Consider the following 25,180-nt stretch of genomic DNA (forward strand, 5'->3'; position numbering starts at 1 on the left):
TATTTTAAACCGTTTCTTAAAAGAATTAATAATGTATTTTTAATTTATTGAACTGCTAAAGCTGCGTTTATATTTCCATATCCATAATCTGAATTTTTATTTGGATATAATGATGCTGATTGTTTTAATTTATTTAAGACTTGTGTTTTAGTCCAACTTGGATTTTTTGCCCATACAAGAGCCGCAATACCAGCAGTAGTAGCGGTTGCTACAGAAGAGCCTCCTACATAATCTGTTTGATTTTCATAATAACTTAAAACAGGTGCGCTATTTCCTGAAGATGAACGCTCCATAACAACTGTAAAATCTATTGTGCTTCCAGAATGGCAATTTGAACATTTATTATATCCAGAACCTTCTTTAATACCTGTAACAGCTACAGTCTCACTCATCCAAGCTGGAAAAATAACTCCTACAAAATTTGTAAAGCTAGTGGAAGTTCCTCCTGCACAAAATATTAATTTTCCTCTATTATTCGCATATCTAACACCATCTTCAATTCTACCAACAGAAAATATATGTCCCATTGACATTGAAATTATTTTAACTGATGAATTATTACCCAAACCAACAAATGCATTTTGTACTCCTTTTTGTTCATGATAACCTTCTAAAACCACATTTGAAGCCGCTCTGTATGAAATTAAATTTGCATTATAAGCAACACCTACAGGTAGCCCTTTATTATTTCTAGGTGCAGTAGCAGTAGCAGTCATACTTGTTCCATGACCACATTTATCATTTGGTCCATCTGTTGAAGTTGACCATGGCCAAGCTGAATCTACATAAGTTCCATATTTTTGAACTGATCTACCAGATGAACTCCCATTGTTAAAATTACTTCCTAATAGAGATTGATTTGGAGAAACTCCTGAATCTATAACACCAATCGTTATTCCTGCTCCTGTACTAGTATTCCAAGCTGTTGGTATATTATGTTTATAGAAATTCCAAGGTACTTTTGCGTTAGGTGTGATTGTTGTATAATCAGAAGAACTTAAAGATTCTGATTCATATCCACATCCTGAAGAACCAGAACTTGAACTTTTATTTGTTCCATTCTCTTGCTCAAATTGGAAAAATTTATAATCTCCAGGTTCTATATATCTTACATGATTGTTTTGTCTTAAAAGAGCTAATGTGCTTTGATCTTTTATGATTACATCAATAATATTCAAAACAGGATCTTTATAAATAAGTGTTTTCTCAGAAGAACTAGTTTCATTATCTCTAATGATTTTTAATATTTCTTCTTCAATTCCTATTGCTTTAGAAGATGCTTTTTCAAAATCATTTTGAGAACTACCATAGCCTATAGTCACAATATTTGACCCATGTTGAGTGGCACTCCAAAGCATTTGTAATGATGCGTCTTCCCAATAAAACTGACCTGTTTGCTCTAAAGTACTTTTAATTCCATCATTAATTTGCTTGGTTGTTAATAATTCTTGATTAAGATTTTCAGACTCTAAAACTGAATCTTTTTCATAATTCTCTTCAGAACATGAAAAAAATAAACCTAAAACTGCAAGACTACAGATTTTTAATACATTTTTTTTCATTTTGATAGTTTATTTATTGTTTGTTGTTACGAATATATAAAAAAATACTATCCAGTAATGATATATATATAGTTTTTTAAGTAAAATAATAATAATTTAATAAAACAAAAATAATAGTCCTGTAAAAACAATTAAGATATTTTGATATCACATTTTTCTAAGTACTTTTGTAATCTTATGCAAAAAACGGTTAACATATTAAACAAAAGAGCAAGATTTGATTATGAAATAATCGATAGATATACTGCTGGAATTGTTTTAACTGGTACAGAAATAAAATCTATACGTTTGAGTAAAGCATCAATCGCAGAAAGTTTTTGTGAATTTCATAATAATGAACTTTTCATAATCAATGCTACAATTGAAGAATACCTTTATGGTACACACTATAACCATAGGGCTAAAAGTGAAAGGAAGTTACTTCTTAATAAAAAAGAACTTAAAAAGCTTCAAAAAGATAGTGATAATAAAGGCTTAACAATTATTCCTTTACGCTTATTTACCAATGAAAAAGGATTAGCAAAACTAGATTTGGCACTTTGTCGCGGAAAGAAAAACTACGACAAAAGAGAGACTATGAAAGAAAGAGATACTAAAAGAGATATTGACAGAATTAAAAAATCATTTTAATTCTTATCTTCTAAAAGTGGAACAAAACGAAACTCACCAAATTCATGTTTTTCAAATTGTGTCTCATTTTTACGAACTAACATTGTCATAATTTGATTGTCTTCTCCTAAGGGAATAACTAATTTTCCTCCTATTTTTAATTGAGCCATTAATGGTTGGGGTATAAAAGGAGCACCAGCCGTTACAATTATACTATCAAATGGAGCATATTGAGGTAGTCCTTTATAACCATCTCCAAAAGAAAGATGTTTTGGTCTAATTCCTAATTTAGGAAGTAATAATGATGTTGTTTTAAAAAGTTCATTTTGTCTTTCAACAGAAAATACTTTTGCACCCATTACACACAAAACAGCGGTTTGGTAACCGCTTCCTGTGCCTATTTCTAAAATTTTATGTTCCTTTTTCACTTCTAATAATTGACTTTGAAAAGCAACAGTATAAGGTTGAGATATAGTTTGTCCAGCACCAATAGGAAAAGCTTTGTCTAAATATGCGAAATCCTCAAAACTTGAATTTAAAAATAAATGACGTGGAATTTTTTTAATAGCTTCTAATACATTTTTATCAATAATTCCTTTTTCCTCTAATTGTTTAGCAAGTTGATTTCTAAGACCTTGGTGTTTGGATGTATCTTTCAATTTAATCTAGGTTAGTTTTCGGTAAAAATAGAAAACTAATTATCAAATATCAATTATAAATTATCAATTTATTGCTATTTTTGTTGAAAATACTCTATTATGCTAAAAATTGGTGTTCTAGGTGCTGGACATTTAGGAAAAATACATTTACGATTATTAAATCAATCTTCAAAATATGAATTAGTTGGGTTTTACGATCCTTTCGAAGAAAACGCAATCAAAATAGAAGCAGAATTTGGTTATAAAAAATTTGATTCCATTGCAGCGCTAATTAGTGCAGTTGATGTAGTTGATATTGTTACGCCAACTTTATCACATCATGATTGTGCTTTAGAAGCTATAAAAGCAGGTAAGCATGTTTTTTTAGAAAAACCCATTTCTAATACTGTTGAAGAAGCAGAAGAGATTATTGAGTTAGCAAAAAAACATAATGTAAAAGGACAAGTAGGTCATGTAGAACGATTTAATCCAGCATTTATAGCGGTAAAAGATCAAATTCAAAATCCGATGTTTATAGAAACACATCGTTTAGCAGAGTTTAATCCTCGTGGTACAGATGTTCCTGTAGTTTTAGATTTAATGATTCATGATATTGATGCTATTTTAAGTGTTGTGAAATCAAAAGTAAAGAGCATTAATGCAAGTGGTGTTTCTGTTATTTCCGATTCACCAGATATTGCCAATGCTCGTATCGAATTTGAAAATGGATGTGTCGCAAATATTACGTCTAGTAGAATTTCTATGAAAAACATGCGTAAATCACGTTTTTTTCAAAAAGATGCTTATATATCGGTTGATTATTTAGATAAAATCTGTGAAGTAGTAAAAATGAAAGATGCTCCAGAAATTCCTGGTGATTTTGATATGATTCTACAAAATGCAGAAGGTATAAAAAAACAAATCTATTTTGATAATCCAAATGTAAATGCAAATAATGCTATTTTAGATGAATTAGAAACTTTTGCAGATGCTATCAATAATGATACTACTCCAATTGTAACCCTTGAAGATGGTACAGAAGCATTACGAGTTGCTTATCAAATCATTGATTGTTTTAACAAATAGTTTATGTTTAATAAGATTTTTAACGATACAGAAATTTTAATTGAATTTTCTATAATTTGTGGTTTAACAATTATAGCTTCATTACTTTTTGATCGTTATTTAAATCATTATTTAAGCGGAAGAACATCAACTCTAAATAATGATCCTACTAATTTCTATTTTTTTAAACATCTTTTTAAAGCAATTATTTATCTAATAGGATTTGGTTGGGCTTTATTGACTTTACCTATAACAAAAACCTACGGACATTCATTATTAGCTGGTGCAGGAGTTACAACACTAATTGCAGGTTTTGCATCGCAACAAGCATTAAGTAATATTGTAAGTGGAGTATTTATACTCATTTTTAAACCTTTTAGAATTAATGATTTAATAGAGTTTCAAGGAAAAAAAGGAAAAGTCTTAGAAGTAAACCTTCATGATACTGTATTATTAGATGAATTTGAAAATAAAATAATAATCCCTAATTCTATTTTATCAAATGGAATTATTACCAATTTTAAAAATAACATAAAATGAAACAAATAGCTGTAATAGGAGCTGGAACTATGGGTAATGGAATTGCGCATACATTTGCACAATCTGGATTTACTGTAAAATTAATTGATATTTCTGAAAAATCTTTAGAAAAAGGAATGGCAACCATTGCTAATAACCTTGATAGAATGGTTACAAAAGGAGTAATAACAGAAGATGATAAACATAAAACTATTGCTAATATTATTACTTATACTGATATTAAAGATGGTGTTGTAGGTTGCGATTTAGTAGTTGAGGCTGCTACAGAAAACGTAGCTTTAAAAATGAATATTTTTAAACAATTAAGTGATGTTTGTGATCACAATGTAATTTTAGCATCAAACACATCTTCCATTTCTATTACACAAATTGCAGCACAAGTAGTGCATCCTGAAAGAGTAATTGGAATGCATTTTATGAACCCTGTGCCAATTATGAAATTAGTTGAAATTATCCGTGGCTATAATACATCTGATGAAGTAACTAAAATTATCATGGAATTATCAATTAAATTAGGAAAAATACCAACAGAAGTAAATGATTATCCTGGATTTGTAGCTAATAGAATTCTAATGCCAATGATAAATGAAGCGATTGAAACCCTATATAATGGTGTTGCAGGAGTTTCTGAAATTGATACCGTTATGAAATTAGGAATGGCACATCCAATGGGACCATTACAATTAGCCGATTTTATTGGATTAGATGTTTGTTTGTCTATCTTAAATGTAATGTACGATGGATTTAAAAATCCAAAATATGCACCTTGTCCATTATTAGTAAATATGGTAATGGCAGGAAAATTAGGAATTAAATCTGGAGAGGGTTTCTATGACTATGCTGAAAGCAAAAAAGCAGAAAAAGTATCAAAACAATTTTCAAAGTAAAAATAGGAAACAGCTAAAAGTGATTAGTAACGAGTTATAAACTTTTGCTAATCACTTTTAACTAATCACTGAAACATGGCTAAAATAATTCCTTTTAAAGCAGTTCGTCCTTCACCTGACAAAGTAGGACTTGTTACTTGTAGAAACTATGAAGATTATAGTGCTGCTGAGCTTGCTGCTTGGTTAAACTTTAATCCTTATTCTTTTTTACATGTAATTAATCCTGCTTATGCCAATGTACAAAGTATTAGCTTAGATAAACGTTTTAAAGGAGTTGCCTTAAAATATAAAGATTTTAAAGATGAAAACATTTTCATCCAAGAAGAAAGACCAGCATTTTACTTGTATGAAATTAATACTAAAAATAAAATTTTCACAGGAATAATCGCAGGAACTTCCATTAAAGATTACCAAAATAATCATATTAAAAAACATGAAGACACGTTGGAGTATCGTGTAGAAATGTTTAAAAATTATTTGCATCAAACACGTTTTAACACAGAACCCGTATTAATTACATATCCTGACAGTATTGAATTAACAACATGGATTTTGTTAAAAAAACAAAACGAACCACTTAGTCAGTTTTCAACTACAAACAAGGAAAAACATACACTTTGGAAAATAGACACCCAAAGTGATATAGATTGGTTAGCAGATCATTTTGAAAATATACCAGATTTGTATATTGCTGACGGGCATCATCGTTCTGCATCGGCTGAAATGCTCTATAAAGATGATAAGCACTTAGGAAATCCAAATTTAGATTATTTCATGAGTTTTTTAATTGCCGAAAGTAATGTGAAAATTTATGAATTTAATAGAATAATTAAAGATCTTAATAATTACACCAAAGAAGATTTTCTAAAAAAAATAGCCCAACATTTTATTATTAAAACTAAAGAACAAGAATTATGGAAACCACAAAATAAGTTTGAATTTGGAATGTATTTAGATGGGAATTTCTATGCTCTTTTCTATAAGAATGAGAAAATTAAAAACGATTCGTTTTTAGAAAATTTAGATGCTCAAATTTTATATGATACAATATTAAATCCCATTCTTGGAATTGAAGATTTACGTAATGATGAAAGAATAAAGTATATTCCAGGTAAACAATCTATAACAGCAATTAAAGAAGTTATTGATGAGGGAAACTATAAAGTAGGATTTATGCTATATCCTTCAGATATTTCAGAAATTAAGACTTTAGCAGATAATAATTTAATTATGCCTCCAAAAAGCACCTATATTGAGCCAAAATTTAGAAGTGGATTAATTGTTTATGAATTGTAAGAATAGGATTTATTCTTCAATTTCATTTTAATATTTATAAGCTTAAACACAAAAAAGGAATACACAAATCTTAAAATTTTACAAAGACAAATAAAATGTCAATAGCAATTAATCTTAACGATATAAAATCATCACTTCCTGAGCAAGTTACTCTTGTTGCTGTTTCAAAAACGAAACCTATTAGTGATTTAAAAGAAGCTTATGAAGCTGGTCAGCGTATTTTTGGTGAAAATAAAATCCAAGAAATGACCGATAAATATGAAGAAATGCCAAAAGATATTGAATGGCACATGATAGGTCATGTTCAAACCAATAAAGTAAAATATATGGCTCCTTATGTAAGTTTGATACATGGAATAGACAGCTTTAAACTTTTAAAAGAAATTAATAAACAAGCATTAAAAAATAATAGAATTATTGATTGTTTACTTCAAATTCACATAGCAGAAGAAGAAACAAAATTTGGTTTAGACAAAAAGGAATTAGAAGAAATTCTATCTTCTGAAGAGTTTAAAAACTTTAAGAATATTAAAATAGTTGGTTTAATGGGAATGGCTACTTTCACAGAAAATCAAAATCAAATTAAAAAAGAGTTTTTACATTTAAAATCTATTTTTAATACCTTACAAAATCAATTCGAAACCTCTAATTTAAAGCTAAAAATACTCTCAATGGGAATGTCTGGAGATTATCAGTTGGCAATTTCATGCGGAAGTACTATGGTTCGAATAGGAAGTAGTATATTTGGACACAGAAAATAGAAGAAATAAAGAAAAATATAAACACTTCTAACTAAATTATACTAATTACTGAATACTAAATTTGTACGCAATACTCGACATAGAAACTACAGGTGGACAATATAACGAAGAAGGAATTACTGAGATTGCCATCTATAAATTTGATGGACATGAAATAGTAGATCAGTTCATTAGTTTAGTAAATCCTGAAAAACCAATTCAGCCATTTGTAGTAAAATTAACTGGAATAAATAATGCAATGCTTCGTTCAGCACCAAAGTTTTATGAAGTAGCAAAACGTATTATTGAAATTACAGAAGGTTGTGTACTTGTTGCTCATAATGCTGCTTTTGACTATCGCATTTTAAGTACCGAATTCCGAAGACTTGGTTATACGTATAAAAAATCGACACTTTGCACCATTGAATTGGCTAAAAAATTAATTCCAGAACAGCCTTCATATAGTCTTGGGAAATTGGTTCGCTCACTTGGAATTCCTATTGCTGATAGACATAGAGCAAATGGAGATGCTATGGCAACAATGAAACTTTTTCGATTATTACTTTCAAAAGATAGTGAGAAAGAAATTGTAAAAAGTTATGTAAAAACAGAAGTAAAAGCAGGAATTCTTCCAAAATTACTTGATATAGTTGAATCATTACCTTCAAAAATAGGTATCTATTATATTCATAATGAAAAAGGAGATGTTATATACATTGGTAAAAGTAAAAACATAAAAAAGAGAGTAAACCAGCATTTCACAGGTACTAGCCCTAAGAGTAAAAAAATTCAAAGAGAAGTCTTTACTGTAACTTTTGAGGAAACAGGAAATGAATTAGTAGCTCTTTTAAAAGAAAGTGAAGAAATTAAAATTAATAAACCAATATACAATAGAGCACAACGAAAAACATTATTTCAATGGGCATTGTATGCTGAAAAAGATTCTAAAGGTTATATAATTTTAAAAATTTCCAAATTTGATGGCAGAAAAAAAGAAATCACTTCATTTACTTCTCTTCAAGAAGGAAGAAAAACACTTTTTAAAATAACAGAAGAGTATAATTTATGCCAAAAACTAAATGGATTATATGACACTAAAAAAGGATGTTTTCAATATGATGTAAAAACTTGTTTTGGAGCTTGTATTGAAAAAGAAAAACCAGAAGATTATAATAAAAGAGTAAATGAATTTATAGATCAAAATACTTTTTTAAACAACAATATGATTATTATTGACAAAGGAAGATCTCATGATGAGAGAAGTGCAATATTAATTGAAAATGGAGTGTATAAAGGCTATTGTTTTTATGGTTTAAATTATCAAATTAATAATATAGAAATTTTGAAAAAGCTAATCATTCCAATGCAAAATAACAGAGATACTAAAAATATTATCCAAGGTTATTTAAGAAAACGAAAAGTAATGAAAGTAGTAACATTTTAATTTTTTTAAATTTGTACTATGAAGTCCGAAAAATCAATATTTAAAAAATTTAGGCAAAAAGCACATATCATAATCTATGGTACAAACACAGTTTATGGTAGACTTTTCGATTTGTTTCTATTAGTCGTAATTCTTTTAAGTGTTGTATTAGTAATGCTTGAAACAGTTCAAGGTTTTGATACGAAATATCATGATCAAGTTGTGTTTTTAGAATGGAGTATTACTATTTTTTTTACAATTGAATATTTTTTACGAGTTATTTCTATAAACAAACCATTCAAATATATTTTTAGCTTTTATGGAATTATTGATTTAATAGCAGTGCTTCCTATGTATTTGTCATTATTTTTAACAGGAACAAGCGTATTAACCATAATAAGAGCATTTCGATTAATTCGATTATTCAAAATATTAAATCATCCTCAATTTACAGGACAATCATTGCATCTTAAAGAAGCTATGCTTGCTAGTAGAGGTAAAATTGTAGTTTTTATTTATTTTGTATTAATTAGCACTGTTTTTATAGGTTCAATTATGTATGTTATTGAAGGTCCAGAAAGTGGATTTACAAGTATACCTACAAGTATTTATTGGACTATTGTTACTTTAACAACTGTTGGATATGGAGATATTTCTCCTGTTACTCCTCTTGGTCAATTTGTTGCTTCTTTTGTAATGGTTTTAGGTTACGGAATTATTGCTGTTCCTACAGGAATTGTTACTGCGGAAATGGCAAAAACAAATCGTAAGCATCCTGAAATCAATAAGAAAAACCCTTGTGCAAATTGTGGAACAGAGGATCATTATACTGACGCTGAATTCTGCTATAATTGTGGAAATACATTAAGAAATGACTAATTTTTTAATTACTATAATTGGTCCAACTGCCATAGGAAAAACAGCTTTAAGTATAAAGTTAGCACAACATTTTAATTGCGAAATTTTATCTTGTGATAGTCGTCAATTTTTCAAAGAAATGAAAATTGGCACTGCTGTTCCTAATGATGACGAATTGAAAGCAGCAAAGCATCATTTTATACAAAACAAATCCATCTTTGAGAATTATAGTGTAGGTGATTTTGAAGAAGAAGCTTTAAATAAACTGAATGCACTTTTTAAAGAAAATAATATTCAAATATTAATTGGAGGTTCTGGATTATATGTTGATGCTGTTTTAAAAGGATTTGATGAATTCCCAGAAATAGACACTTCAGTTAGAACAGAAATAAATGAAAAATATGATCAGTATGGATTAATTTATCTTCAAGAAAAACTAAAGGAATTAGATATAGACTATTTTACTAAAATTTCAAATGAAAATCCACAAACACTTCAAAATCCGCAACGTATGAAACGTTTTGTTGAAGTATGTATTGGAACAGGAAAACCATATTCAAGTTTCATTGGAAGACGAAAAAATGAAAGAAACTTCATCCCAATTATAATTGGATTAGAAGCGGAAAGAGAAATTATGTATGATAGAATAAATCAACGAGTAGATATTATGATGAAGGAAGGATTATTAGGAGAAGCTACTCAACTATTTCCAAATAAACATTTAAATGCATTACAAACTGTTGGTTACAGGGAACTTTTTGAATTTTTAGATAAAAAAACTACTTTAGATTTTGCTGTTGAAGAAATTAAAAAGAATACCCGACGCTTTGCAAAAAGACAAATTACATGGTTTAAGCGAACAGAAAACACAAAATGGTTTGATTATAAAACGAATATAAAAGAAGTTACAGACTATATAAAATCGAGAATATAAAAATGCCTATATCATCAAAATTTACATCAATACTTGAACAAGAATATGAAATTAACTTTTTAAACTGCTATCCAAATGGCTATTTAAAATATACCGATTTATGCAATTTATTACAAATAACTGCTGGAAATCATGCAGATTTAGGAGGAATTAGTTTTACAGACATGCAAGTTTATCATCAAGCATGGGTAATGAGTAGAATGCGTTTAGAAATAGATAAACTTCCTAAATGGCGTGATATTATTGTTATAAAAACATGGATAAAAAGTTTAGAAAATTCACGTTCAATTCGATGTATGGAAATGTATCTCAATGATGAAAAAATAGTTGGGTGTGAAACGTATTGGGCAGTAATTAATACAAAAACAAGGCGTCCTGATTTATTAGCGTTGCCACATGAACATTTTGAGAAATTTCAAATTAATGCAACTCAACAATCTACTATTAAAATTGATATTGATGATTCCAAAGTTATTACTACTAAAAAAATAGTTTTATCGGATTTAGATGTTGTAAATCATGTAAATAACGTAAAATATTTAGAATGGTGTTTTGATTATGAAGATCCTAAAAGAGTAATAAAGCAAGAAGTAAAATCATTAGATATTAATTTTATGCGTGAATTAAGTTTAAATGACATTGCCGAAATTAATGTTTTTAAAAAAGAAGCACATACTGTTTATAATATTACTAAAGAGGATAAAAATGCTTATGCATTACAAATAGAATGGAAATAAAAGAAGGCTTAATCAATTAACCTATACAATTAAAATTTCCATTATTTTTTTAAAATTTCAGCACCAAAAACAGTTATTGATGCTGAAATAATTGAATTTTAGTAATTATCAGGTTCTAATTTTCTGCTAGTCCTTTCCAGTTTCTAATGATTCTTGATAAGAAAAATAAAGCTACAATTGATAGTATAAAATTAATTAAAAATATTTCAGAAATATTGTTTTCCAACCATCTATATTCAGGAGATATATATTGTGAATATTCATCAGAGTAGTAATGATAACGTAAATAGTGTTCTCTTACAATAAAATAGAGTATAGGAATGATTAAAGGAAAACACCATAATAGTATATTTAAAGCTATTCTACTTAAATCAAGGCTTCTTTTATTGTTATAAATTAAGAAAAAGTAAAATGAGATTACAAGTATGGTAAATAGTGATAAGTAAAGGTATATGTTGCTTGAAGAACCTAAAGCAGAAAAAATACCTAATATAATGTTTATGATTCCAACTGTTAGTACAGCAATTAACCAACTTTTCCCTGTTGTTACTCTAAATGAAAAGATTAATAATGAAAAACCCAAGGCACCATAGAAATAAGCAAGAATTTCATCGTATTTTATGATAGGATTTGTATAGGCTTCTGAAACAGTTTCGTACTTGTCTTTCAATACATTTTGCTGTACAAAATATTTAGAATATCTTTCATTTTGTTCAGTTGACTGTCTCATTCTTGAATCATTATAATAGTTATAATATCTATTGGTTTCATATTCATTCTTATAGGGAGTTATATATAAAAAATCCTTAAATAAAGGTGATTTGTATGTTATATCTAACCATTCATTTAAAGTAAGATTTGTACTTAAATGATGTTCATTTATCATTCTCAGATAAGCAGACATTAAACTCTTTATTTCTTGTTTGTCATTATTTTGTAGCCAAGTTTTAACCTTAATCTTATTTATAGAGTCTTTTTCATTGCTATTAATTGTAAAGTGAAAAACATTACGATTTAAAAGTGAAAATTCATCGTATTTTTTACCATTAAAAACAATATAATTTTTATAAGTGTAATGCGATATTTGTTCTACTTGTTCTTCAATTTCATTAACATATTCTTCAGTTTTATCAATGGTATTATTGATTGTGGTATCATTTATTTTTGAATGATTTGATTCATCAATTAAATCTGATTTTAATGAATTTATTTCTGTTTGAGAGAAACTTCCATCTATAAAAATATCAGCTAAACTAATTATTTCACATCGTTTTTGTGTTTCTTCATACGAATAATAGTTTCGTTGGTGGAGTTGTTCTCCAAATGAAAACGGTAAGTAAAATGAAATAAGAAATGTACAAATTATAAAAATTTGAAACCATTCATAAAATAGCGCATATTTAGATTTGCTATAAAACGATTTTAATGAATTGTTTTTAAAATAGTTTACTAACCACAATATAGTGAGTATTATAGTGAGTAAAATACCAAACATTACAGATTGAAATTCAATGTCATATTTGCTTTTATTTGAAAAATCTATTGTTCCTTCAAAGTAGCCCAAAATAAAGTAGATAATATGATAGATGATACCAATTATGAGCATTGAAATAAATTTAGTATTCCAAATGAGAGGATATTTTAATAAAAGTTGTTTTTGAATATTTTTAAACATTTTGAATGTGAATTTTTAATTAACGAAGAAACGACGTGTTGAGTTTGAGATATTTCGCATATAATTAATTGAAATATTTTGATTGATTACTGTTTTCATAAAGTTGATTATATCAACATCTTCAGGAAAAATGGCAATATATGTTCCTCCATTTTGTTCTATCGATATTATATTTAATCCTGTAAAAGCTGTTTTCAAATCACTTAGATTTTGTGTGCTTTCAAATTCAATAATACAGTGTTTTGTTATGTCGTTTTCAGTGTTTAAATTCTTTTGAGATCCTTGTTTTAAAAATACAACTTGATTGGATGTTTTTTCTACTTCATATAATTGTTGAGAACTTAAAACAATAGCAATAGGTCTGAAGGGTGAATTAGCAATATTTCTAAAATCATCTAATATGGTTTGTTGTGCTAAAATATCTAGATTAGCTAATGGTTCATCAATTAGTAATATTTTAGGTTTTCTGAGTAACATTCGAGCTAATTCGAATCGCATTTTGTAACCGGAAGATAAACCACTCCAATTATAGTTTCTAAATTTTCGAAGTCCTAATCGAGTGATGATTAAGTCGATTATTAAATTGTTTTCTTCTGGTTTATATCCATAACAACTTGCCGTAAATTCTAGATTTTCATACATAGAGCCTCTCCAAGTATCTGTTCTTTGCGGAATATAAACTAGTTTGGTTCTTAAATCATAAATGTCTTCATATTCAAAATGATATCTTATATAGCCAGATGTAGGTATTAATTCACCACATAAACTACGTAGCAATGTTGTTTTTCCGTTTCCATTTTCGCCTACTAAACCTATTATTTCTCCTGTTTTAATGTCTAAATTTATAGGTCCTAATGCAAAGCTTGAATTATAAACTTTTTTTATTTGTTCTACAGTTATAATAGTTTGATGTATATGACATTCTTTTTGAATTAAGAATGTATAGAGCTCATTAAGTAAGTTTTGTAATTTTTCTTTTTTTTCAGGTGTATTTTGGTCATTAGTATCTAACCAATTTAAAAAATGATTAGTTTTAGTATAAAATGTAATATTTTCAGTATCTAGAGTAAAATCAATAACTCTTTTTATTACTTGATTATAATCTTCAAAGTTTAAAAGTTCTTCTACTTCTATATATTGTTTTTGGAATTCGGTCATATTTTTATTGTATGAAATTTCTTTTTAGTAATGAATAAATTACAGTATCTATAAAATTTCCATTATAATATTCGTTTTCTATTAAATGAGCTTCTTTTATAAAACCATTTTTTTGTAAAACGCGCTCAGAAGCAGTATTTCTAGGATCGATTAATGCTTCAACGGAGTTCATTTTCATGTTATGGAAAGCATAACTTAGTACAGTTTGAATGGCTTCTGTAACATATCCTTTATTTTGATAATCGGGTAGAAGCATATAGCCTATTTCACAACGAAAATGTTCAGGTTTTATTTTATAATGACCTATTATGCCTATCATTTTGTTATTTCCTTTTTCTGTAATAGCCCAATTTATTCCTTCATTTGAATCTATTTTGTCTTGTATCATTTTTATATGATCTAAAGCTTCGTTAATATTTGTAACTAATGGTCTAGGAATGTATTGCATATTTTTAGCATTTCCTCTAAGAGCAATTACTTCATTAACATCTGCTGTTTCTACAGCTCTATAAGTTAATCGATTACTCTCTAAATTAGGAAAAGGAATAAAGTTATATGGAGTCATTAATTTAATCTTAGATTATTAAAATGTTTTAGCAGCCTACACTTGTGTGTTTCCCCATAGGTCTAATTATAGATCCTTGTATGGCAGGTTTTGAAAGATATAATGTGGGACTTGTAGCATTATAATGTGAGGATGTATCAAGTAATAAATCTAATTTTCCATCTCCGTCAATATCTCCAGCGAATAATATTCGGATCATTTGGTAATCGAAGGATGGTTTTGCAACTAGTAATTGAGTATAATCTTTCCCATTTATTGACGCTGTAAGGTATAGTTTATAGTTAGATACAATATAATAATCTAAAATTTGTGAATCTTTTTTTGTATTTCCAGTTGCAGTTAATTTGTAATCTATTCCTAAAAAATTAAAATTCTTTGAATGGTTGGGTAGTAAAGTTTCATTTAGAGTAATGGTTTCTATGCTTTTTTCTTTTATAAATGATAAAGGTTCTATAAGTACAATGCAAGTATCTTCTATTGTAGTTTTTATATTCCAAGCTGTTTTTTCATATTCATTTTCATCTAAAACAGCATCATATACTCTTAATGCATTTAATTTAGTTTTAGCTATTGAGTATCCTTCAGATGTTTTAAAGAGACCTAACCACACTTTTTCATTATCGTCTTTTTCAATTTCGTCATTGTGGAATGTTCCTGTTGTTAATATTTTAGTAGTTAATAATGAATCTACAGGATAGTTATCACAATTATCTTTTATAGCAATACTTTTTTCCTGATTTTTATTTGTAAAAATAACTTTAGCTATAGTATCTTTTACTTCTTGTGTATTATTAGTGATCTGTTGTTTAGGATTGTTGCAGCCTATTAAGCTAAGCACAATCAGTGTTGATAGTGTAGTGTCATGTATTAATTTCATGTTTATGTGTTTGTTGTGTTTATTTGTTTATTTTGATAATTCGTCTAGCCTTCTTTTTTCTTTCGCTGACAAATTGTTTATGCCTTTTTTGTTTATCTTTTCTAATAATTGATTTAGCTCTCTTTCTTTTTCAATTTTAACGGTATTATATTTATCTTCTATTGAATAATACTTTTTATCCTTTTTATAATATGCATTAGATTTTTTATCTAATGAAAAAATATTTGTTTTTATTATTAGTATATAAACTAATATTAAAACAGGTATTATTATTAGGATAGGGTTGAAATCAGAGGAAGATGGAACAATAGGTATAAATATAATAAAGTTCATGTTTATTCTTTAATAATAAATGATATTTTTTTACGAAGATAGAAAAGTTTTTAAAATTAAGTTTAAAGGATATTTTTTTGCTTTTTCTTACTTCTTTTTTAAAGAATCAGATAAGAAAAACTATTTATATTTGAGGGATAAATATCTTGAAAATAAGGGAAGTTATAAAGAATGTTGGCTTTAAGATATTAGTTTGAAATAATCTAAAATGATAATAAAGAAGACATAAAAAATGTAAATAAAATACAATCCATTTATTATATAGAGTAATAAATGGATTGCATTTTTGATGTGACTAAGTATTTAGAAGATATGGTTATAATAAACTATAAAATTCCTCTAGCTTTTATCTCTAAATATTTGTTTATTGTATCTAATGTAAGATGTTCAGGTTGAGTTAATACAGAATAAATACCGTATTTTTTAAGTTCATTCACGATTAGTCGTTTTTCAAAAGCAAATTTTTCAGCAATGACTTTATCATATATTTCCTGTACATTTTCAGCTTTCTTTTGGATAAGTTCGTTTAGTTCAGTATTATTGAAGAAGACTATTACAAGCAGATGATTCTTTGCAATTCCTTTTAAATAGGGAAGTTGTCTATGTAAACCATCAAGCGTTTCAAAATTTGTATATAGCATTATCAAACTTCTATGATTGATATGTTTTTTTATATCTACATATAAACGACTAAAATCGCTTTCAAAGTAATCAGTTTTAATGTTATATAAATTTTCCATGATGTTTTGCATCTGGCTTTGTCTTTTTTCAGCTACTACACGATTTTCTACTTTCTTTGAGAAAGTAAACATTCCAGCTTTGTCTTGCTTTTTGATAATTACATTTGATAAAACCAATGTAGCATTAATAGCATAATCAAGTAAACTTAATCCATTAAATGGCATTTTCATAACACGTCCTTTGTCGATAACCATGTAAACATTTTGAGATTTTTCATCTTGAAATTGGTTTACCATTAATTGATTACGCTTTGCTGTTGCTTTCCAGTTTATTGTACGAATATCATCTCCTTGTACATATTCTTTTATTTGTTCAAATTCCATAGTATGTCCAATTCTTCTAATCTTTTTTAAACCATATTGGAATAAATTATTAGAGAATGCCATTAGATCATATTTACGTAATTGAATATATGATGGATAAGTGGGCACCATTTGATCTTTATTAAAAGTATAGCGCTTAGCAACTAGTTGCAATGGAGATACTGCGTAGAAATTAAGATTTCCAAAGGAATATTCACCACGCTCTGTAGGGCGAAGAAAATATTGGTAATTATCATTTGTAGAAGCTTTTATTTTTCGTTTTACTTCAAAATTTCGTTCTTGAAATTGAAATGGAATCTCATCAATAATTTTTGCAAGAATAGGAAATGTATATTTGTTTTTTATTCTGATAATTATTGAATTTTCATCACCATTTGATAATTTTTCGGGTGTAATTCTAGTAGCTTCAATTTTATTTCCAAATCCGAATAACAATAGAATATCAATAGCTGTAAAGACGATTAATACATATAGTAAATACCAAGCGGCATTGTAAAACATGGGAAAAAAGTATGCAATAGTAAATAGGGTAATTATACCCATGAGGCAATAAAAAAAGAAATTATTGAGATATAGTTGTTTTAAAAGTTGCTTCATTTATCTATTGATTTTTTTATGAATCTATTGAATTCGTTCTATCTAGGAATTTCTACTGAATCAATAATTTGTTTGATAATTTCGGTGCTAGTAATACCTTCCATTTCACGTTCTGGCGTAACTACAACACGGTGTTGTAATACAGGAATAGCAGCTTCTTTAATATCTTCTGGAGTAACAAAATCTCTATTTTTAAGTGCAGCAAAACCTTTAGAAGCATTTAAAATTGCAATAGAAGCTCTTGGCGATGCTCCAAGGTATAAAAATGGATTTTCACGTGTGTTTAATACAATTTTCGCAATATATTCTACTAAATGCGGTTCTATTAAAATTTGCTTTATTAAAGTTTGAAACGTTAAGATGTTACTTTTTGCAATAACTTGAGCAATTGGAGCTAGCTTGTCATTATTTTGTAAAACGTTCTCTTTCTGAAGAATTTGTATTTCTTCTGATAAATTAGGATAGTCAATGTTTATTTTAAAAAGAAAACGGTCTAATTGTGCTTCTGGTAAACGATAAGTTCCTTCTTGTTCTATAGGATTTTGAGTAGCTATAACAAGAAAAGGTAAATCAAGTTTGTAAGTATGACCGTCAGCAGTAATTTGACGTTCTTCCATAACCTCAAATAAAGCAGCTTGTGTTTTTGCTGGAGCACGATTAATTTCATCGATAAGAACAAAATTAGAGAAAATAGGTCCTTTTTTGAACTCGAAAGATGATTTTGATAAGTCAAAAACGGATGTTCCAATGATATCGGAAGGCATTAAATCGGGTGTGAATTGAATACGACTAAAATCTAAACTTAAAGTTCTTGATAACAATTTTGCAGTTATCGTTTTTGCTACACCAGGAACACCTTCTAGTAATACATGTCCATTAGAAAGAATAGCTACTAATAATTGGTCAACCATTTTAGATTGTCCTACAATTACTTTTGCTATTTCTTCTTTTATATTTGTTATACTTTCCTGAAGCGGTGCTAAATTTAAACGGGTTTGAAAGTTTAGATTATCATTTAAATTTTCGTTTACATTTAGATTTTCGTGTGATTCAAAATTATTTTCCATATATTTTTTCTTGACTTAATTTTATATTATTGAGACATGAGTACAGATTTGTATTTTTATAATATCTGTAAAGTCTATATTATTCTTGTTTTATATTCCCAATTTTTCAATGGTATTATTAAATTCTAATAGGTCTTTCTCCGTACTTTGTTCTTGGTTTCTATATTTTTTTATTAAACGAACAAGGTTTTCAATTTCAGCTTTACTTTTTCCGGTTTTTTGATGCAAACGATTGATAAAACTTTCATTTAAATCGAATGTGTCAACTAAGTATTCATTTCTTATTTTTTCAAGAAAGAATTTTATTTTTTTATCAATTATATCTTGATGATTTCCTTCTTGATAATACAAGTTCCCAATAGTTTTTGTGAAATCGACTGTTGTATTTCTTAGTGGCTCTTTTATAGGGATAACTCGTTGTCTTCTTTTAGCGTTGAATATCATGAAGATAAAAATACTGATTAAACTAATATACCAAGCCCATTTTAATGCAGGTTGACTTAGCCAATATCTCATAGGAGAACCTACATTATTGCGATTTCCTTCTAAATACCAAAATATTTTTTCATCTTCAATATAAGAAAGTGTTTTTTCTGCATATTTATAATTTTCTTTATGAAGCAGGTAATAATTGGTAAAAGCGGCTGGTTGTGTATGCAAATAAAAATATCCGTTTACATGTGGAATTCTGATGAAGTTTGGAACAGAATCATTATTGCTGTTTTTTTGATAACCTAGTATTTCTACTTTAGTAGAATCGTATTCTTTAAAATAAACATCATTTACGCCTTTTAAGTACTTGTATTTTTCTTTGTTGTTTAACGAAAATTGTAATGTGTCAGAATAATTATTGGCATAACCATAGTCGAAATGTAAAGTATCTCTAATAGCTCTAGAAAAATCACTAGCACTTATAAATATTGAATTACCATGAGAAGCAAAATATAGTAGTTCATGTGCTGATTCATTATCAATATCACAATTCTCATTTATATATAAAATAGTTCCTTTTGTATTATAAGTACTATCTGTATAGGTATATTTTGGATCTAAAAACTCATATGGAGTAACACCAAATTTTTCTATTTTTTGCCCCTTAAATAAATTATCTATTTCATTGTCTAAAACATAAAGCCCATAAGGAATTTTGTCTTTAACACTATAAGTTGGTGCCCAATTTACTGGTTTTGGTCGGTTTGCATCAATAACTATTACTCCTATAAAAATAAGGACTAATATGAAGATGTATATTTTTATACTTTTTGGCATTTTACTTTTCTTGTATTGCTTTTAAAAATACGGTTTCAGCTTTTAAGAAATCGGGTTCATTAATTTCAAATTCTCCATACCAACTGTAATCGTAGATATATGAGAGGTATTTGAAATTTTCTTTTGTATTTTGAGATTTTAGTTCAGATAAATAATCTGAGTTTGTTTTTTCAATATCCCATTCAATTAGCTCTTTATCAGAATATGATTTTAATAACCATAAATAGTAATATCTAATAGTAAGTCGATAATCTTTTTCTTGTTTTGATTTTTTTATAATCTCATTAAAATTGATAGAATGAATGTTTTCTTCTACCAATTCTGAAACAGTAATTTTTTTATTTTTTTTACCAAATATCCATTGTCCTTCTTTGTTAATAATAACTTTAACAATCATGTAAATAACAAAACCAATAATGATAAAAGCAATAATTTTCATAATTATTTCTAATCCAGATATAGAACGTCCTAAACTTCCAAAATCAAATAATCGTTCAAAGAAATTTTTGATTGCTCTCCAAAAGCGTTCCCATGCTGTTAGCTCTTTATTATCAATTACAGTTTCATATATAAATTCATCATCAGTATATTTTTCTTGAAAATTCGGATCAAATGTTTTTGGAGTAATGATGTAGTTTTCAGTAGAATATAATGAATCTTGATATTCAGAATAAATTTCTTCTTCAAGAGTCGAATTTGAAGAAACTGTTATTGTATCGGATTGTGAAAACCCAATGCATGATAAAAAAAGGATAAAAAGAAATTGTTTATTCGCCATCTTTACCTATTAAATCTATATCACTTTTAATACTATTATTTTCTTCTTCCTCTTTTACGCTATAATAGATTATTCCTTGATTAACGAAGATTAAATTTTGGAGAGTGTAATTTAATATTATAGAAATAACCATAACTGCTGATAAAACAACACTCATTGTAGTAAAAGTTTGATTGGTATTGCTAGCATCTATATCTGTAAACATACTCGCTAGAAAAATGCTATATGGAATGAAAGTAATGATTCCTACAACTACTTGAACTATGATATACATAATTACTGTAGAACCTACTATAGGCCAAAATTTCTTTTTGATTATTTCAAAGGCATTTCCTAATGATTGAAAATAGCCATTTTCTGTTGAGATGTAGTCGTAGTAACTTAATATCATCCAACTCATAATAGTAGGGATGAATATGAATAATAGTGGAATTCCTATTATAATAAATACTAGTAAAAACATTAAAAAACCAAGAATGATTAATAATGGAATGAATATTACAATAGAAGCAAGGAAAAAAATGATGGTTCTTCCTAATTTCAATTTCATTATTTTTAGAATGTTTTCCGTTGTAGTTTCTGTTCTACTTTCAACTAATTTTAAGTAACTTACAGGATAAGTATAATTAACAATGCTAACCAATAATATGGTAATAATTAAGAGAATTCCTAGTCCCATAAAAACCCACATATTATTAAACATGTGATTCATAAGACCATTTGGGTTATTGTCTCCTATAGTTATAGTTGAAAAAATCCCTTCGAAATATACTTTCGTTAGGAAATAAAGCGATATTACCAATAATAGTAGTAATGGACCATTTATGATGAAATAATTCTTGAAATAGTTTTTTCCATGTAATTTTAAAAACTCAAACGTATCGCTTACAAGTTCTCCAAAATTTCTTTTTTTATATAATTGAAACATAAATTAGTTCTTTATTTTTTTATTTACAATGAAAGGATATACTAAATAGTAAAAGCTAATCATTGCTAATGTGATTAATATTATACCAATACTTAATGGTTTTGGCATGTCTATAGAATAACGAGTAATATAACCTTCTAAAAAACCAGCCATTATGGTAAAAGGCATAGTACTTAAAAATATTTTAAAGGAGTTTTGAAACCCAATTTTAAAAGAATTCAATCTAGAAAAAGTTTTAGGAAACAGAATACTAGCACCTAATGCAAAGCCAGCGCCAGCTTCTATAACCATAGCAAAAATTTCCATTGAGCCATGAATCCAAATTCCTCGAACACTTTCCCAAAAAACACCTTCTTGGTAAAAAAAGTATTGAAATGAACCTAACATAATACAGTTTTGAATGAGTACCCAAAAAGTACCAATTCCAAAGAATATTCCATAAAAGTAAGACATTGCACCTACTTTTAGATTATTTAGTGTAATACCAATAAAACTTCCCCAATTACTCCCACTTTTATAAACAGCAACAGGGTTTCCGTCTTTTATGTTTTCTAATGTCATGTTAACATAACCATCTCCTAAAATAAGTCTTACAAATGAATCATCGTTCTTTGCAGAGATTACTCCTATTGAAGTAAGTAAAGTAAAGAGAATAAAAGCGTATAAAATATATCTTCTGTATGAAAATACAATTAAAGGCACTTCCGTTTTAAAGAAATATACCAATCGATTCGTATCTTCTCTTTTCGTTTTATAAATTTTTTGATAGGTTTGTGAAGCTAAGTAATTTAAATACACAACTGTCTTACTTTTAGTGTAGTAAGTCTGTGCGTATGCTAAATCATTTACCAAATGAATATATAAACTTGCTAATTCATCAGGATTTTTCTTAGATTTACCGAAAATTGCTTGTTCAAAATCAAGCCATTTTTCTTTATTTTGTTTTATAAATGCTACTTCTCTCATGAAGTGCTAAAATAAAAAATTATGTCACAATTAGCTATAACAACAACACAAAATGTTACGATAAATTTTACAGCCGCTTCTGTAGGAGATAGATTACTAGGGCAACTTCTTGATACACTGGTTAAAGCCGCTTATATTATTGCTGTGTATTTTGTTATAAATGTATTCGATTTAGATCGTTTTTTTAGAGGAATGGATCAATGGTCTATAATGGGAATATTCTCTATTATAGGTTTACCAATAATGTTTTATTCATTAATTCAAGAAAGTTTATGGGAAGGACAAACCATAGCAAAAAAACTTTTAAAGATGAAAGTAATTAAAATTGATGGTTATCAAGCAGGTTTTGGAGATTATTTGGTACGATGGTTATTTCGTTTAATTGAAGTCTTAATTGGTAGTGGCGTTATAGGTTTAATAGCGATTGTTACAAGTAATAAAAACCAGAGGTTAGGAGATATGGCAGCAGGAACAGCTGTTATTTCATTAAAAAATAATATAAATATTAATCATACTATTTTACAAGAAGTTAATAATGATTATGTTCCAGTTTATCCATTAGTTATTAAATTATCCGATAATGATGTTAGGATTATTAAAGAAACTTTTGAAACTGCTATAAAAACAAGAGATTATGCTACATTGATAAAACTTAGAGAAAAAGTAATTGCTGTAACAGGAATTAAAAATCAATCAGGAAATGATCAAGATTTTATTAGAACATTAATGAAAGATTATAATTATTATACACAGAATATGTAATTATCGAGTTAAGTATAAATAACCATTTAAAGGCTCAGGATAGCTAGGATCATTTAGATATAGAATATAAAAATAAGTTCCTTCTGGTACTAATTTTGAACCAATTCCTTCCTGAACATAACCATTCCAATTTGGTTTGTTGTTATTTCCAGTCCAAAGGTGTTTTCCCCAACGGTTGTATATTTCTAACCTGAAATTCACAAAAATATCTCTTAAACCATCTATAAAAAAAGAATCATTTAGAGTATCATTATTAGCAGAAACAGCATTGTAAACTGTTGGTGGACAGTTTTTTGTTTGTAAATAGAAGGAAGTTATAGCAAAACAATTATCATCTTCAATTCTAATGAAAATTTCTTTTGGAGAAGTAATAACTTCATAATTTGTAGTATTAAAAATCGGATTTACTTCATTAAAAGCATCATCATAGTTTTCATAAAATGTAGCCGTTTGAGAAGGATTTGTTTTTACCTGATATTCATAATCTGAAAAATCAAAAATACCTCTTGTTAATCCTAAATTACAGCTAATAATAGGTTCTAAAATATTAAATTCAGGAGAAACTAAAAGTTGGATAGCAATCGTGTTTGAATTATTGGATTCAACTAGTTCAGTTATTATTCCTGAATTGTTTCCTATATCATCAACAACAGCAGTTAGGTTAAAATTTGTCGAAATATTGCTTGGAATAGTAAGAATAGCATTTCCAGATTCACTTTCTCCAATAGGAATTGTGTTTTGAGTTTGAGAAGTGCCAACTAAAACTCCATCTACATAAAAAGCGATAGGAGTATTGGCTTGTAAAATATCAGTACTATTCACATTATAAACAGTAAAACGAACAGGTAGTTCTCTAATATTACAAGCTAATTGATAATCATCTATTTGGATAGTAGCGTCTGGTAATTGACTATTTAATTTGGTTACAATAGCATTAATCATAACATAATCTCGTCCAGAAGTTAATTCAATAGTAGCATTTGTATCTCCTATAGCAATATTATTTTGAATGCCATAGATATCTAAATCCATATTATAAAGTTCATTAGAATTGGTAATTGAATTAGTACCATTGAAAGCATTATTAGTAGGATTAAGAGGAGGATTACTAAGAATAGTACCATTTATTCTCAATGTTTCATTTATAGCTAATCCAGAATCTCCTTCCCATGCTAAAAAACCTATTTTTGCATCTTGATTATCAATTACATTTAAAGCATCTAAATTAACAGAAAGTGAGTTTTGAGTTCGAGAAACAACTTGCAAACCATCATAAATATTTAGCTGATTCAAAGGAAGTGAACTGTTTTTATAAACGATTATTAAAGCCCATCCTGCGAAATTAGTTTTATTCTGAAAATGTAAACTAATAAAATTAGATACGTCTAAGTCTGAAACAATATAAGTATTATTTCCTGTAGCTTGAACTTGAGAAGTAACATCTGCAAATGCACTAAAAAAATGAAATTGATTATATAAAATATTTGAAAAAGTTCTTTCGGGAACGACATCAACATCGTTTAGCTTTATATCAAAATCTCCTGTTCCGCATCCAGCCCAATATAAATAAGCACGTTCTATAATGTCGTTTGAATTTAAATTTAAAGTGGCAGATGAACTAGTTAAAACACTCGGTGTAGTTTGAAAGGAATTTTCTTGAGAATTTAAAGTGTTCCCTATAAATGTAAAATCATATCGACCATTGATTTGAGTATACAAAGAAATATCTTGTCCAATAGTTAATATAGGAAATAATATAAAAAAGAAGTAACTATAGAGATTACTTTTAGGATTCATTTTTAATGTATTGGGGAATAATCAATGTCAATATAATAAATTATTTGATAAAAAG

At 27.7% G+C, this 25,180-nt stretch carries 25 protein-coding genes; 11 read left to right on the forward strand and 14 right to left on the reverse strand.

What is annotated here, in order from left to right:
* Positions 1-44: 44 nt before the first annotated feature.
* Entirely contained in the window at positions 45-1,562 is a 1,518-nt protein-coding gene (locus SY27_RS00110) for a S8 family serine peptidase (RefSeq protein WP_045966309.1), read from the reverse strand.
* A gap of 177 nt (positions 1,563-1,739) precedes the next feature.
* Here SY27_RS00110 and smpB point away from each other — a divergent pair, with 177 nt between their 5' ends.
* Positions 1,740-2,192 (forward strand): SsrA-binding protein SmpB, encoded by a 453-nt coding sequence (gene smpB / locus SY27_RS00115; protein WP_045966311.1) that lies wholly within the window; start codon positions 1,740-1,742, stop codon positions 2,190-2,192.
* Here smpB and SY27_RS00120 read toward each other — a convergent pair.
* The gene (locus SY27_RS00120) at positions 2,189-2,830 is read right to left on the reverse strand and encodes a protein-L-isoaspartate(D-aspartate) O-methyltransferase (protein WP_045966312.1); all 642 of its coding nucleotides are present in this window, start codon (positions 2,828-2,830) and stop codon (positions 2,189-2,191) included. The two genes, smpB and SY27_RS00120, sit on opposite strands and share 4 nt — an antisense overlap.
* A 99-nt stretch (positions 2,831-2,929) precedes the next feature.
* Here SY27_RS00120 and SY27_RS00125 point away from each other — a divergent pair, with 99 nt between their 5' ends.
* The 9 genes from SY27_RS00125 (at position 2,930) to SY27_RS00165 (ending at position 11,289) form a co-directional block, all read left to right on the forward strand.
* Positions 2,930-3,895 (forward strand): Gfo/Idh/MocA family protein, encoded by a 966-nt coding sequence (locus SY27_RS00125; RefSeq protein ID WP_045966313.1) that lies wholly within the window; start codon positions 2,930-2,932, stop codon positions 3,893-3,895.
* A 3-nt stretch (positions 3,896-3,898) separates the two neighbouring features.
* Complete coding sequence (locus tag SY27_RS00130; protein ID WP_052705036.1) at positions 3,899-4,414, forward strand: mechanosensitive ion channel family protein; 516 nt, start codon at positions 3,899-3,901, stop codon at positions 4,412-4,414.
* Positions 4,411-5,301: a 3-hydroxyacyl-CoA dehydrogenase family protein gene (locus SY27_RS00135; RefSeq protein WP_045966314.1), complete on the forward strand. Its 891-nt coding sequence runs from the start codon at positions 4,411-4,413 to the stop codon at positions 5,299-5,301. Before SY27_RS00130 ends, SY27_RS00135 begins: the two co-directional genes overlap by 4 nt.
* A 75-nt stretch (positions 5,302-5,376) precedes the next feature.
* A complete protein-coding gene (locus tag SY27_RS00140) occupies positions 5,377-6,597 on the forward strand; it encodes a DUF1015 domain-containing protein (RefSeq protein WP_045966315.1) in 1,221 nt (406 codons plus the stop codon).
* 95 nt (positions 6,598-6,692) lie between these two features.
* The gene (locus SY27_RS00145; protein ID WP_045966316.1) at positions 6,693-7,358 is read left to right on the forward strand and encodes a YggS family pyridoxal phosphate-dependent enzyme; all 666 of its coding nucleotides are present in this window, start codon (positions 6,693-6,695) and stop codon (positions 7,356-7,358) included.
* Between the two features lie 61 nt (positions 7,359-7,419).
* Positions 7,420-8,781: an exonuclease domain-containing protein gene (locus tag SY27_RS00150; RefSeq protein ID WP_045966318.1), complete on the forward strand. Its 1,362-nt coding sequence runs from the start codon at positions 7,420-7,422 to the stop codon at positions 8,779-8,781.
* A gap of 18 nt (positions 8,782-8,799) precedes the next feature.
* Positions 8,800-9,639, forward strand: a complete 840-nt coding sequence (locus tag SY27_RS00155) for an ion transporter (protein ID WP_045966320.1) — start codon at positions 8,800-8,802, stop codon at positions 9,637-9,639.
* Positions 9,632-10,552, forward strand: a complete 921-nt coding sequence (gene miaA, locus SY27_RS00160; protein WP_045966322.1) for a tRNA (adenosine(37)-N6)-dimethylallyltransferase MiaA — start codon at positions 9,632-9,634, stop codon at positions 10,550-10,552. The genes SY27_RS00155 and miaA overlap by 8 nt, the downstream gene beginning before the upstream one ends.
* A 2-nt stretch (positions 10,553-10,554) precedes the next feature.
* Positions 10,555-11,289: an acyl-[acyl-carrier-protein] thioesterase gene (locus tag SY27_RS00165; RefSeq protein WP_045966323.1), complete on the forward strand. Its 735-nt coding sequence runs from the start codon at positions 10,555-10,557 to the stop codon at positions 11,287-11,289.
* A 115-nt stretch (positions 11,290-11,404) separates the two neighbouring features.
* Here SY27_RS00165 and SY27_RS00170 read toward each other — a convergent pair whose 3' ends face one another.
* From SY27_RS00170 to SY27_RS00220, 11 genes are all read right to left on the reverse strand, one after another.
* Positions 11,405-12,964 (reverse strand): hypothetical protein, encoded by a 1,560-nt coding sequence (locus SY27_RS00170; RefSeq protein WP_045966324.1) that lies wholly within the window; start codon positions 12,962-12,964, stop codon positions 11,405-11,407.
* Positions 12,965-12,979: 15 nt separating this feature from the next.
* Positions 12,980-14,122: an ATP-binding cassette domain-containing protein gene (locus SY27_RS00175; protein WP_045966331.1), complete on the reverse strand. Its 1,143-nt coding sequence runs from the start codon at positions 14,120-14,122 to the stop codon at positions 12,980-12,982.
* A 4-nt stretch (positions 14,123-14,126) separates the two neighbouring features.
* On the reverse strand, positions 14,127-14,687 hold the full coding sequence (locus SY27_RS00180; protein WP_045966333.1) for a GNAT family N-acetyltransferase: 561 nt from the start codon (positions 14,685-14,687) through the stop codon (positions 14,127-14,129).
* A gap of 28 nt (positions 14,688-14,715) precedes the next feature.
* Positions 14,716-15,564, reverse strand: a complete 849-nt coding sequence (locus SY27_RS00185) for a VCBS repeat-containing protein (RefSeq protein ID WP_045966335.1) — start codon at positions 15,562-15,564, stop codon at positions 14,716-14,718.
* A gap of 27 nt (positions 15,565-15,591) precedes the next feature.
* Positions 15,592-15,897, reverse strand: a complete 306-nt coding sequence (locus tag SY27_RS00190; RefSeq protein WP_052705037.1) for a DUF6576 domain-containing protein — start codon at positions 15,895-15,897, stop codon at positions 15,592-15,594.
* 326 nt (positions 15,898-16,223) lie between these two features.
* Entirely contained in the window at positions 16,224-17,558 is a 1,335-nt protein-coding gene (locus SY27_RS00195; protein ID WP_200894121.1) for a DUF58 domain-containing protein, read from the reverse strand.
* Between the two features lie 38 nt (positions 17,559-17,596).
* Entirely contained in the window at positions 17,597-18,625 is a 1,029-nt protein-coding gene (locus tag SY27_RS00200; protein ID WP_045966338.1) for a MoxR family ATPase, read from the reverse strand.
* Between the two features lie 90 nt (positions 18,626-18,715).
* Positions 18,716-19,894, reverse strand: coding sequence for a DUF4350 domain-containing protein (locus SY27_RS00205; protein ID WP_045966340.1), 1,179 nt, complete (start codon positions 19,892-19,894; stop codon positions 18,716-18,718).
* Between the two features lies 1 nt (position 19,895).
* Complete coding sequence (locus tag SY27_RS00210; RefSeq protein ID WP_045966342.1) at positions 19,896-20,672, reverse strand: hypothetical protein; 777 nt, start codon at positions 20,670-20,672, stop codon at positions 19,896-19,898.
* Entirely contained in the window at positions 20,662-21,600 is a 939-nt protein-coding gene (locus SY27_RS00215; protein ID WP_045966344.1) for a hypothetical protein, read from the reverse strand. Before SY27_RS00215 ends, SY27_RS00210 begins: the two co-directional genes overlap by 11 nt.
* A gap of 3 nt (positions 21,601-21,603) precedes the next feature.
* Positions 21,604-22,566: a stage II sporulation protein M gene (locus SY27_RS00220; RefSeq protein WP_045966346.1), complete on the reverse strand. Its 963-nt coding sequence runs from the start codon at positions 22,564-22,566 to the stop codon at positions 21,604-21,606.
* 21 nt (positions 22,567-22,587) lie between these two features.
* Between SY27_RS00220 and SY27_RS00225 the strand changes: the two genes are divergently transcribed.
* Positions 22,588-23,328: an RDD family protein gene (locus tag SY27_RS00225; protein ID WP_045966348.1), complete on the forward strand. Its 741-nt coding sequence runs from the start codon at positions 22,588-22,590 to the stop codon at positions 23,326-23,328.
* Here the strand turns inward: SY27_RS00225 and SY27_RS00230 are convergent, their stop codons facing one another.
* Positions 23,329-25,125, reverse strand: a complete 1,797-nt coding sequence (locus SY27_RS00230; protein WP_045966350.1) for a gliding motility-associated C-terminal domain-containing protein — start codon at positions 25,123-25,125, stop codon at positions 23,329-23,331.
* Between the last annotated feature and the right edge of the window lie 55 nt (positions 25,126-25,180).

The sequence above is a fragment of the Flavobacterium sp. 316 genome (genome assembly GCF_000967805.1).
Lineage (GTDB): Bacteria > Bacteroidota > Bacteroidia > Flavobacteriales > Flavobacteriaceae > Flavobacterium > Flavobacterium sediminilitoris.

Excerpts from the sequence above, each read along its gene's own strand:
- SY27_RS00110 (WP_045966309.1), bottom strand. The coding sequence starts at position 1,562 with ATGAAAAAAAATGTATTAAAAATCTGTAGTCTTGCAGTTTTAGGTTTA.
- smpB (WP_045966311.1), top strand. The coding sequence starts at position 1,740 with ATGCAAAAAACGGTTAACATATTAAACAAAAGAGCAAGATTTGATTAT.
- SY27_RS00125 (WP_045966313.1), top strand. The coding sequence starts at position 2,930 with ATGCTAAAAATTGGTGTTCTAGGTGCTGGACATTTAGGAAAAATACAT.
- SY27_RS00130 (WP_052705036.1), top strand. The coding sequence starts at position 3,899 with ATGTTTAATAAGATTTTTAACGATACAGAAATTTTAATTGAATTTTCT.
- SY27_RS00135 (WP_045966314.1), top strand. The coding sequence starts at position 4,411 with ATGAAACAAATAGCTGTAATAGGAGCTGGAACTATGGGTAATGGAATT.
- SY27_RS00140 (WP_045966315.1), top strand. The coding sequence starts at position 5,377 with ATGGCTAAAATAATTCCTTTTAAAGCAGTTCGTCCTTCACCTGACAAA.
- SY27_RS00145 (WP_045966316.1), top strand. The coding sequence starts at position 6,693 with ATGTCAATAGCAATTAATCTTAACGATATAAAATCATCACTTCCTGAG.
- SY27_RS00155 (WP_045966320.1), top strand. The coding sequence starts at position 8,800 with ATGAAGTCCGAAAAATCAATATTTAAAAAATTTAGGCAAAAAGCACAT.
- miaA (WP_045966322.1), top strand. The coding sequence starts at position 9,632 with ATGACTAATTTTTTAATTACTATAATTGGTCCAACTGCCATAGGAAAA.
- SY27_RS00165 (WP_045966323.1), top strand. The coding sequence starts at position 10,555 with ATGCCTATATCATCAAAATTTACATCAATACTTGAACAAGAATATGAA.
- SY27_RS00170 (WP_045966324.1), bottom strand. The coding sequence starts at position 12,964 with ATGTTTAAAAATATTCAAAAACAACTTTTATTAAAATATCCTCTCATT.
- SY27_RS00175 (WP_045966331.1), bottom strand. The coding sequence starts at position 14,122 with ATGACCGAATTCCAAAAACAATATATAGAAGTAGAAGAACTTTTAAAC.
- SY27_RS00180 (WP_045966333.1), bottom strand. The coding sequence starts at position 14,687 with ATGACTCCATATAACTTTATTCCTTTTCCTAATTTAGAGAGTAATCGA.
- SY27_RS00185 (WP_045966335.1), bottom strand. The coding sequence starts at position 15,564 with ATGAAATTAATACATGACACTACACTATCAACACTGATTGTGCTTAGC.
- SY27_RS00190 (WP_052705037.1), bottom strand. The coding sequence starts at position 15,897 with ATGAACTTTATTATATTTATACCTATTGTTCCATCTTCCTCTGATTTC.
- SY27_RS00195 (WP_200894121.1), bottom strand. The coding sequence starts at position 17,558 with ATGAAGCAACTTTTAAAACAACTATATCTCAATAATTTCTTTTTTTAT.
- SY27_RS00200 (WP_045966338.1), bottom strand. The coding sequence starts at position 18,625 with ATGGAAAATAATTTTGAATCACACGAAAATCTAAATGTAAACGAAAAT.
- SY27_RS00205 (WP_045966340.1), bottom strand. The coding sequence starts at position 19,894 with ATGCCAAAAAGTATAAAAATATACATCTTCATATTAGTCCTTATTTTT.
- SY27_RS00210 (WP_045966342.1), bottom strand. The coding sequence starts at position 20,672 with ATGGCGAATAAACAATTTCTTTTTATCCTTTTTTTATCATGCATTGGG.
- SY27_RS00215 (WP_045966344.1), bottom strand. The coding sequence starts at position 21,600 with ATGTTTCAATTATATAAAAAAAGAAATTTTGGAGAACTTGTAAGCGAT.
- SY27_RS00220 (WP_045966346.1), bottom strand. The coding sequence starts at position 22,566 with ATGAGAGAAGTAGCATTTATAAAACAAAATAAAGAAAAATGGCTTGAT.
- SY27_RS00225 (WP_045966348.1), top strand. The coding sequence starts at position 22,588 with ATGTCACAATTAGCTATAACAACAACACAAAATGTTACGATAAATTTT.
- SY27_RS00230 (WP_045966350.1), bottom strand. The coding sequence starts at position 25,125 with ATGAATCCTAAAAGTAATCTCTATAGTTACTTCTTTTTTATATTATTT.